This window comes from Tsukamurella sp. M9C, assembly GCF_020169415.1.
Classification (GTDB): Bacteria; Actinomycetota; Actinomycetes; order Mycobacteriales; family Mycobacteriaceae; genus Tsukamurella.
Genome location: NZ_JAIULG010000084.1, coordinates 1 through 7,625, shown reverse-complemented (window position 1 = coordinate 7,625; position 7,625 = coordinate 1). Strand labels below are relative to the sequence as shown.

Annotated in this window: 10 protein-coding genes; 4 read left to right on the top strand and 6 right to left on the bottom strand. The window is 73.3% G+C overall.

The features are described from left to right. From LB823_RS23275 to LB823_RS23265, 3 genes are all read right to left on the bottom strand, one after another. Positions 1 to 451: 6-phosphofructokinase (locus LB823_RS23275; RefSeq protein WP_224652093.1), on the bottom strand; the 451-nt coding region annotated here is incomplete at its 3' end. A gap of 59 nt (positions 452 to 510) precedes the next feature. Further along, the gene (locus LB823_RS23270) at positions 511 to 1,167 is read right to left on the bottom strand and encodes a response regulator transcription factor (RefSeq protein WP_224652092.1); all 657 of its coding nucleotides are present in this window, start codon (positions 1,165 to 1,167) and stop codon (positions 511 to 513) included. Positions 1,168 to 1,176: 9 nt separating this feature from the next. Next, entirely contained in the window at positions 1,177 to 2,451 is a 1,275-nt protein-coding gene (locus LB823_RS23265) for a sensor histidine kinase (RefSeq protein ID WP_224652091.1), read from the bottom strand. Between the two features lie 112 nt (positions 2,452 to 2,563). Here LB823_RS23265 and LB823_RS23260 point away from each other — a divergent pair, with 112 nt between their 5' ends. The 4 genes from LB823_RS23260 (at position 2,564) to LB823_RS23245 (ending at position 5,344) form a co-directional block, all read left to right on the top strand. Beyond that, positions 2,564 to 3,127: a hypothetical protein gene (locus tag LB823_RS23260; protein ID WP_224652090.1), complete on the top strand. Its 564-nt coding sequence runs from the start codon at positions 2,564 to 2,566 to the stop codon at positions 3,125 to 3,127. After that, positions 3,124 to 4,320: an alpha/beta-hydrolase family protein gene (locus tag LB823_RS23255; RefSeq protein WP_224652089.1), complete on the top strand. Its 1,197-nt coding sequence runs from the start codon at positions 3,124 to 3,126 to the stop codon at positions 4,318 to 4,320. The genes LB823_RS23260 and LB823_RS23255 overlap by 4 nt, the downstream gene beginning before the upstream one ends. 34 nt (positions 4,321 to 4,354) lie before the next feature. Next, positions 4,355 to 4,834 carry an Rrf2 family transcriptional regulator gene (locus tag LB823_RS23250; RefSeq protein WP_224652088.1) on the top strand — a complete coding sequence of 160 codons (480 nt, stop codon included), beginning with the start codon at positions 4,355 to 4,357 and terminating at the stop codon, positions 4,832 to 4,834. A 78-nt stretch (positions 4,835 to 4,912) separates the two neighbouring features. Beyond that, positions 4,913 to 5,344, top strand: coding sequence for a carboxymuconolactone decarboxylase family protein (locus LB823_RS23245; protein ID WP_224652087.1), 432 nt, complete (start codon positions 4,913 to 4,915; stop codon positions 5,342 to 5,344). A 24-nt stretch (positions 5,345 to 5,368) separates the two neighbouring features. Here the strand turns inward: LB823_RS23245 and gatA are convergent, their stop codons facing one another. The 3 genes from gatA to LB823_RS23230 all read right to left on the bottom strand — a co-directional run. Continuing rightward, positions 5,369 to 6,865, bottom strand: coding sequence for an Asp-tRNA(Asn)/Glu-tRNA(Gln) amidotransferase subunit GatA (gene gatA / locus LB823_RS23240; protein WP_374201380.1), 1,497 nt, complete (start codon positions 6,863 to 6,865; stop codon positions 5,369 to 5,371). Beyond that, the gene (gatC, locus tag LB823_RS23235; RefSeq protein WP_224652084.1) at positions 6,862 to 7,158 is read right to left on the bottom strand and encodes an Asp-tRNA(Asn)/Glu-tRNA(Gln) amidotransferase subunit GatC; all 297 of its coding nucleotides are present in this window, start codon (positions 7,156 to 7,158) and stop codon (positions 6,862 to 6,864) included. Before gatC ends, gatA begins: the two co-directional genes overlap by 4 nt. A 44-nt stretch (positions 7,159 to 7,202) precedes the next feature. Further along, on the bottom strand, positions 7,203 to 7,625 hold a 423-nt coding region (locus LB823_RS23230; protein ID WP_224652082.1), incomplete at its 5' end, for a zinc-binding dehydrogenase.

Sequence of the window (7,625 nt, the reverse complement as noted above, 5' to 3'; positions counted from 1 at the left end):
TGGCGTCGGTGGCGATGGTCAGGGCGGTGTCGAAGCCGAAGGTGACGTCGGTGCAGTCGATGTCGTTGTCGATGGTCTTCGGGACTCCGACGACGGGGACGCCTTCGTCGGCGAGCCACGACGCGGCCGTCAGGGTGCCTTCGCCGCCGATGGGGATGAGGACGTCGATGCCGTTGTCGTCGAGCGTGGCCTTGATCCGGTCGAGGCCGGCTTTGAGGACGTCGGGGTGGGTGCGGGCGGTGCCGAGCATCGTGCCGCCCTTGGTCAACAACCGGTCGTTGCGGTCGTCGTTGGACAGGTGGATCCGGCGGTCTTCGAGGAGGCCGCGCCAGCCGTCCTGAAATCCGACGACGGCGGATCCGTAGCGGGAGTCGCTGGTGCGGACCACCGCGCGGATCACCGCGTTCAGGCCCGGGCAGTCACCACCACCGGTCAACACTCCGATGCGCAGACTCATGGCATCGATCTTGCCGCCTGGGCGCGCGCCCGTCCCGACAACCAGCGAGGAGTTCACCCGGGCGTGACGACACCGGTCTCGTAGGCGTAGACCACGGCCTGCGCCCGGTCACGCAGGCCGAGCTTCTGCAGGACCTTGCTGACGTGCGTCTTCACGGTCTGGTCGGACACGAACAGGGCCGCGGCGATCTCGGCGTTGGACCGCCCGGCGGCGACGGCCTCGAGCACCTCGCGCTCGCGGGGCGTGAGCGTCGCGAGTTCCGGCGGCGCGGTTCGACGGTGCGCCCGGGCCGCGGTGACCTCGGCGATCATGCGCCGGGTGACCGACGGGGCGAGCAGCGACTGGCCCTCGTGCACCACTCGGACGGCGCGGACGAGTTCCTCCGCCGGCGCGTCCTTGAGCATGAAGCCCGACGCCCCGACGCGCAGCGCCTCGTAGACGTAGTCGTCGATGTCGAAGGTGGTGAGCATGAGCACCCGCACGCCGTCGTGGCGGCGCAGGATCTCGGCGGCCGCCTGCAGTCCGTTCATCTCGGGCATACGGACGTCCATGAGCACCACGTCGGGCAGCAGGCGCGCGACCTCCGCCACCGCGGCCTTCCCGTCGGGGGCGTCCCCGATCACGGAGATGTCCGGCTGCGCGCCCAGCAGGGCGCCGAAGCCCTGCCGGACCATGGCCTGATCGTCGGCGATGAACACGGTGATGGGCACGCGCCCAGCCTAGGCGGTGGCGCCGTCGGGGCGCGCCGGGAACGAGGCGCGCACCGCGAACCCGCCGCCCGCCGTCGGCGTGGCCGACAGGGAGCCGCCGACGGTGCGGGCCCGCTCGGTCATGCCGGGGATGCCCTGGCCCAGGCCCGGCCCGCCGAGATCGGCGTCGGAGGTGCGCGGGCCGTTCTCGATGCTCAGGTTGAGCGTGCCGGCGTCGAGCGTGAGCGCGACGGTGATCGCGGCGCCCTGCGCGTGGCGGGTGGCGTTGGCGATCGACTCCTGCACGATGCGGTAGGCGACGAGGGCCGTGCTCTCGCCGATCGCCGACGGATCGGGCAGCGGCAGGTACTCGACCACGACCCCGGCCGCGCGGGCGCCGTCGATGAGCTCGTCGACCCCGCCGAGGCCGGGAGCCGGGGCGAGGTCGGCCGAGGCGTCGTCGAGCCGGAGGACGCCGAGCAGGGCGCGCACCTCGTTGAGTGCCTCGCGGGCGGAGACGGCGATCCCGTCGAACTCGGCGCGGGCGCGCTCGGAGACGTCGGGCACGCGGTACTGCGCGGTCTGTGCCTGCACCACCACGAGCGACATCCGGTGCGCGACGATGTCGTGCAGGTCGCGGGCGATGCGGGTGCGCTCCTCGAGGATGGCGCGGCGGCCGCGCTCGAGCTCACTGACCTCGGTCTGCTCCTCGAGGCGGTTGCGGGACTGCAGCGCCAACCGCAGTAGCAGGATGATCACGAGCGAGACCAGGATCCCCGCGACCCAGCCGCCGCCCGTGCCGTCCTGAGCGTTGAGCCAGAACAACATCGACGAGGCCGCAGCGATGGCGATGGCGTCGAGTGGCGAGCACTTGAGGAAGGCGATCCAGCTGGTGATCAGCATGGCCATGATCAGCGAGACCTGCCAGTTCCACTGCCAGTCCTGTTTCGCGTCGAACCACAGCAGCGGGAAGACCGCGGCCGTCGCGGCGACGATTCCCCACGCAGCGCGCGGGTGCGCCCAGGCGATGGCGATCGGCAGCACGGACAACCCGCTGATGATCGGCAGCAGCGCCGCCGGCACGGCGAACTGCTCGTTCAGAGTGGGCCACGCGACGGCCCACATGATGAGCGCCACCAGCAGGAACAGCCAGTTGATCTTCCGGGACAGGAACATCCCGAGTGGCGTGGCGTGCAGCGCGCCGTCGGGGGCCTTGATGTGCAGCGCGCTCTGCTGATCCAGGTACCGGCCGGCGCGCACCGTGGCGCGTCCGAGCCGCTCGATCCTCTTCGTGGTCGTCCTCATGGAAGGCAACGCTAGGGGCACCGCGCGCTCGGCGTCCTCATACTTCCGGGTGATATCGAACCCCTCCCGCAGCCGATCCGGGCGCCGGTCCCGGATTCCTAGCGTCGCTGTCATGAACCGCCGCATGCTCGCCGCCGCAGCCGTCCTCGCCGTCCCCCTCTCGTTCGGGATCTCGCTCCCCGCCGCCGCGGGTGACACCGCCGAGCGCGAGGACGCCGCGACCGCCGTCGCCGTCCGCGCGATCACTGATCCCGCGCTGGACCCCGCCGACCAAGTACGCACCGTGCCCCGCACGCTGGGTTACGCGGCGGCCGCCGGGCCCGGATACGCGGTGAACCCGCACGGCGACTGCTCGTCGGTGGTCCGCCTGCCGGCCGACTTCGACGCGCCGTGCAAGGGGCACGACCTGGGCTACGACCTGCTGCGGCACGCCGACGCCGCCGGGCGCCCTCTGGGCGGCTGGGCACGGCACCGGATCGACGACACCTTCGCCGATCGGCTCGCCGCCGCCTGCGCCGCGCGCCCCGTCGCCCAGCGCCGCCACTGCACCGAGGTCGCCGGGCTGACGGTGATGGCGGTGCGCGCCAACACCTGGCGCCAGCACGACGGTCCGCCGCGCGCCGAGTCCGCGGGCGAGCTCGTCACCAGCTGGCTCACGGGCGGGGAACGGCTGTGATCGCGCCGCCGCGCATCCGAGGCGGGGTGCTCACGGGCTACGCGGTCGGGGTGGCGTGCGCGCTGTTCCCGAACCAGTTGCCGCGCACCGTCGTCGTGCAGATCGTGGTGTGCCTGGTGTTCGGCGCGATCGGGGCATTGGTCGGGTGGGCGGTCGTCCGCCGTCGCGCGGTGTCCGACGGTGGCTGCCGCGTCGCGCTGTACCTCGGGTCGGCGGCGCTGGTCGGATGGGTGCTGTGGCAGAACCACCTCAGGGCTGCCGCCGGCGCGGATCCCGTGGGGCCGATGGCCTTCGCCGCACTCGCGGTCGCCGTGGCAGCCGCGCCGTCGGCGGTCGCGGCGCTGTGGCCCGTCCCGGCGCGGGCCGCCGCGGGAGCGCTTGCGGCGGTCGCGGTCGTCGCCGGGATCGCCTGGCCCGCGACCGCGACGTCCGCGGAGAGCGCGTCGTACGCCGAGCGTTTCGTGGGGATCGAGTCGTCGTCGCAGGGCGTACGGGCGTACGCCTCGCTCGCCGACGGCGCCTCCCCCGCCGCCCGGGCCGCGGTGGCGGTGGACCGGCTCATCGCCGCGGGCGGGCTCGCCCGTCGGGCCGTGGTGATCGCGGTGCCGACCGGGTCCGGCTGGGTGGACCCGCATTTCGTGCGCGGGGTCGAGGAGGCGATGCACGGGGACAGCGCGATCCTGGCGGTGCAGTACACGGAGATGCCGAGCTGGCAGTCCTTCGTCCTGCATCGCGACGCCGCCGCGGCGAGCACGGCGGCCCTGATCGACGAGCTGCACCGGCGGGCACCGTCGACCCCGGTCCGCGTGTACGGGCAGAGCCTGGGCACGGTGGGCGTCCTCGCCGCCCAGCGGCGGGCGGCGGAGCTGCACGTCCCGATCGCCGCGACCCTCCAGGTGGGCACACCAGCGGGCGTCGCGGTGACCGGCCCCGCGCAGCTCAACGCCTCCGATCCGGTCGGGATCTGGTCGTCGCGCCTCCTCGTGGCGCCGCCGGAGCGGGCGGCGTCCGGATCCGGTCGCGCCACGCCGCGGCCGCCGTGGCTGCCCGTCCTCTCGTTCGTCCAGGCCACCGTCGACCTGCTGGGCGCCACCGCCCCGCCGCCCGGGCTGGGGCACCGCTACGACGAGCGACAGGGCTCGGACCTGGTCGCGGACCTCGTCGCGCGGAAGGGCTTGCCCGCCGCGGCTTAACCGGATATGTTATGTCCAGGTTAAGGAGGCGGGCATGCGGATGAGCGAGGGCGTCGAGTGGGCGGCGCACGCGTGCGTGCTGCTGCACTGGCTCGACGAGGGCGGCATCACCCCCGTCCCCGCCTCGCGACTCGCCGAGTCCTACGACCTGCCCGCCGCCTACCTCGGGAAGCAGCTGCAGGCGCTGGCCCGCAACGGGATCACCGAATCCCTCCCCGGCCGCCGGGGCGGGATCCGGCTGGCCCGTCCCGCGTCCGAGATCACCCTGATGGACGTCGTCGCGGCCATCGAGGGAGGAACAGCGGCCTTCGCCTGCACCGAGATCCGGCAGCGCGGGATGAACGAGGGCAAGCCGCGCAGCGAGTTCTCGCAGCCGTGCGGGATCGCCCACGCCATGCGCGGCGCCGAGCTGGCGTGGCGGCGCGAGCTGGCCGCGACCTCCATCGCCGACCTGTCGGACGCCACGCCGCGGCGGGTCGCCGATGCGGCCCGCCGCCACTTCGGCGGCGCCTGAAGCCCCCTTCGCAACCACCCAGAGACCCCAGGTCCAAAACCTGGACATTCAATATCTGTTTATTGAGAGGAATCCACCATGAGCCGCACCCCCGGAGCAACGTCGTCGCCCGAGACCTACAAGGCGCTGGTCGCGCTGGACGGCCGGCTGGCGAAGTCGCTCGGCAAGGTCCTGTACGACATCGTCAAGCTGCGCGCTTCGCAGATCAACGGCTGCGCGTACTGCGTGGACATGCACGCGAGCGACCTCCAGCGGCTGGGCACGCCCACCCGCACCATCTACGGCATCGCCGCGTGGGAGGAGAGCCCCTTCTTCGACGAGACGCAGCGCGTCGCGCTCGCCTTCGTCGAGCGCCTCACCGGCGGCATCGACGCGGTCGACGACGCCCTGTGGGACGAGGCCGGCCGTCTCCTCGGCGAGGAGCGCCGCACCGACCTGCTCGTCGCCGTCGGCACCATCAACACGTGGAACATGCTGGGCGTCACCACTCACCTCCACCCGGCCGCGTAGTCGGCCGGGCGGGTCGGGGCACCGTCAGGCGACGGGGCCGCGGGCGGCCTCGTACGCGGCGCCGACCTTGTACAGCCGGTCGTCCGCCTGCGCGGGCGCCAGGATCTGCAGCCCGACGGGGAGTCCGTCGTCGCTGGACAGGCCCGACGGCACCGACATTCCGCAGTGGCCGGCGAGGTTCGTCGGCAGCGTGAACAGGTCGAACAGGTACATCGCCAGCGGATCGCCGACCTTCTCCCCCAGCTTGAACGCCGTGGTGGGGGTGGTCGGCGAGACGATGACGTCGACCTGCTCGTACGCCTTGGCGAAGTCCGCAGCCAACAGGGTGCGGACCTTCTGCGCGCTGCCGTAATAGGCGTCGTAGTAGCCGGAGCTCAGCGCGTAGGTGCCGATCATGATGCGCCGCTTGACCTCCGCGCCGAAGCCGGCCTCGCGGGTGAGCGCCATGACCTCCTCCGCGGAGTGCGTCCCATCGTCGCCCGACCGGAGGCCGTAGCGCATCGCGTCGAACCGGGCGAGGTTCGAGGAGACCTCCGACGGGAGGATCAGGTAGTACGCGGCCAGCGAGTACTGCAGCGTCGGCAGCGAGACCTCGACGGTCTCCGCGCCCAGGTCGCGCAGCTGCTGCACGGCCTTCTCGAAGGACGCCTGGACGCCGGCCTCGGTGCCGTCGGCGCCGAACTCCTTCACCAGGCCCACCCGGACGCCCTTGAGGTCGCCGGAGGCGCCCGCGCGGGCCGCGGCCACGACGTCGGGCACCGCGGCGTCGAGCGAGGTCGAGTCGCGCGGGTCGTGCCCGGCGATCACCTCGTGCAGGAGCGCGGTGTCGAGGACGGTGCGCGCGCAGGGCCCGCCCTGGTCCAGCGACGAGGCGCAGGCGACGAGGCCGTAGCGGCTGACGGCGCCGTACGTCGGGCGCACGCCGACGGTGGCCGTCAGCGAGGCGGGCTGCCGGATGGAGCCGCCGGTGTCCGTGCCGATCGCGAGCGGCGCCTCGTGCGAGGCGAGCGCCGCGGCGCTGCCGCCACCGGAGCCGCCCGGGGTGCGGTCGGCGGCCCACGGGTTGCGGGTCACGCCGTACGCCGAGTTCTCCGTCGACGAGCCCATGGCGAACTCGTCCATGTTGGTCTTGCCGAGGATCGGGATCCCGGCGGCGCGCAGCTTCGCGGTGACGGTGGCGTCGTACGGCGCGGTCCAGCCCTCGAGGATCTTGGAGCCGCAGGTGGTCGGCGCATCGGTCGTGGTGAAGACGTCCTTGAGCGCCAGCGGCACGCCGGCCAGCGCGGACGCGGGCTCCTCGCCGCGGGCCCGGGCATCGTCGACGACGCGCGCGGCCGCGAGGGCCTCCGCGCCGGAGACGTGCAGGAAGGCGCCGAGGTCACCGTCGACCTCGGCGATCCGGTCCAGGTGCGCCTGGGTGACCTCGACGGAGCTCAGCTCGCCCGAGGCGATCTTCGCAGCCAGGTCGGCGGCAGTGGCGCCGGTGATCTCGTTCGATGCTCGCAGGTCGGTCACGGTCACTCCTCCCCCAGGATGCGCGGCACGGCGAAGCGGTCGCCGTCGCGGTTCGGGGCGCCCGAGAGCGCCTCCTCCGGTGTCAGGCTGCCCGACGGGGCGTCGGCCCGGTTCACGTTCATGTTGCCCTCCGGCAGGGTGAGCGGCGCGACGTCGGCGTCGCCGACCTCGGTCACCACCTTGACGTGCTCGAGGATCGAATCGAGCTGCGTGGCGAAGACGTCGAGCTCTTCGTCGGTGACGGCGAGGCGCGACAGCCGCGCCAGATGGGCGACCTCGTCCCGGGAGATGGCAGACATGCCCTAGATCCTAGGCGGCGCGGACGGGCGCCCGCACACGGCGGTCACGGCACCGTGACGACCACCTTGCCCCGCGCGCCGCGCGTCGCCGCCGCGGCCAGCGCCTCGTCGAACCGCGCCAGCGGCACGGTGGCCCGCACCCGGGGAACCAGGACGCCCTGCTCGACGAGCCGGAACAGGCCGGCGAGACGCTCGCCGTCCGCGCGGACCGACACCGCGGCGGACCGGATCCGATCGGTCCGGGGCTCGGCACCGGGGAGCACGCCGACGTACGCGCCGCCGTCCCGGATCGTCGCAGCGACCGGCTCTCCGAGGGCCGCGGTGTCCAGAGCCGCGTCGTACCCGCCGGTGAGGTCGGTGATCGCCACCGCACCGAGGGCACGGATGCCCTCGCCATCAGCGGGTCGCGCAAGACCGGTGACCGCCCACCCGGCCCGCGCGGCGAGGACGACCGCGAACCCGCCCAC

What these genes read in the sequence shown, in the direction of transcription:
- LB823_RS23250 (WP_224652088.1), top strand. Translation starts at nt 4,355, where the DNA reads ATGCGGATGAGCGAGGGCGTCGAGTGGGCGGCGCACGCGTGCGTGCTG.
- gatC (WP_224652084.1), bottom strand. Translation starts at nt 7,158, where the DNA reads ATGTCTGCCATCTCCCGGGACGAGGTCGCCCATCTGGCGCGGCTGTCG.
- LB823_RS23265 (WP_224652091.1), bottom strand. Translation starts at nt 2,451, where the DNA reads ATGAGGACGACCACGAAGAGGATCGAGCGGCTCGGACGCGCCACGGTG.
- LB823_RS23260 (WP_224652090.1), top strand. Translation starts at nt 2,564, where the DNA reads ATGAACCGCCGCATGCTCGCCGCCGCAGCCGTCCTCGCCGTCCCCCTC.
- LB823_RS23245 (WP_224652087.1), top strand. Translation starts at nt 4,913, where the DNA reads ATGAGCCGCACCCCCGGAGCAACGTCGTCGCCCGAGACCTACAAGGCG.